Origin of the sequence: Brachybacterium hainanense (assembly GCF_042434575.1) — a bacterium.
In the GTDB taxonomy this organism is placed as follows: Bacteria; Actinomycetota; Actinomycetes; order Actinomycetales; family Dermabacteraceae; genus Brachybacterium; species Brachybacterium hainanense.
On the sequence record NZ_JBHLSV010000063.1, the window covers coordinates 1 to 516 of the forward strand.

The 516-nt window shown below is 81.4% G+C and carries 1 protein-coding gene; it reads right to left on the reverse strand.

Going from position 1 to position 516, the window contains the following annotated elements:
* Nucleotides 1-182: 182 nt before the first annotated feature.
* Nucleotides 183-516 (reverse strand): hypothetical protein (locus tag ACFFF6_RS19945; protein ID WP_376983274.1); only part of this gene is annotated, 334 nt, incomplete at its 5' end.

Below are 516 nucleotides of genomic sequence, written 5' to 3' on the forward strand. Positions count from 1 at the left end.
GCACCGGTGCGTCCCGCCGCCGGGGCTCCGGCTCCGCCCACGGTTGCGGAGCCCGCCCGCCCGAGCGTCTTCGACAGCCTGTTCGGCACGGCGCCGGCCCCTGCCGCCTCGGCCGACCCGGCGCCGCATCCGGATCCGGCACCCGCCGCCGCGTCCGCGCCGGGGCCCGCATCCGATCCCGCTCAGGCCCCGGTGCCGGGGCCCGCCGGATCCGAGCCTCCTGCTCCCGCACCGGCGCTCTCGGTCCCCGAGGAGACGGCACCTCCGGTCGCCGCGCCTGTCGTCCCGCCGCTCCCGGAGGCCGAGGAGCCGGTCGCCGACGTCGACGCGGCCGCGGAGGCATCGAGGACCGGGCTCCCCGCAGGGACGGAGCCGGCGGCCTCCGCGCCGAGCGCCCCCTCCGCCCCCCGGCGTCGGCTGCTGCGCACCTCGCTGTTCGACCAGAGCCGCTCCGCCGTCGCGGTGCAGGCGGCGTCCGCCGTGCCCGCCCCGCAGCGCCCTGCCGCAGCCCCTGCT